This is a genomic window from Psychrobacter sp. W2-37-MNA-CIBAN-0211, from assembly GCF_040309405.1.
GTDB classification, from domain to species: Bacteria; Pseudomonadota; Gammaproteobacteria; order Pseudomonadales; family Moraxellaceae; genus Psychrobacter; species Psychrobacter glaciei.
The window spans coordinates 1-246 of sequence record NZ_JBEOOU010000475.1; the positions used below are offsets into that span (position 1 = coordinate 1).

Below are 246 nucleotides of genomic sequence, written 5' to 3' on the forward strand. Positions count from 1 at the left end.
CTCCAGCAGATCTGCCGGCAAGCTCTTACTGGCGCGGGCGCCGAGCAATCTTAATTGCTCGGTACGGCTGACCAGGTTCCCCCGCCCATCCGTCAGTTTGTTGCGTGCCGCGCTGTAGGCCTTGTCCAACTGTTGCAGTCGGTTGCCCACTTCGTCCAGGTCCTGGATAAACAGCACGAACTTGTCATACAGCCAGCCGGCACGCTCGGCAATTTCCCGGGCGTTCTGGCTCTGGCGTTCCTGCTT

At 60.6% G+C, this 246-nt stretch carries 1 protein-coding gene; it reads right to left on the reverse strand.

Features of this window, described 5'->3' with window-relative positions; all coding sequences use genetic code 11:
- On the reverse strand, nucleotides 1–246 hold a 246-nt coding region (gene rmuC / locus AAEY72_RS15945; RefSeq protein ID WP_352311628.1), incomplete at both ends, for a DNA recombination protein RmuC.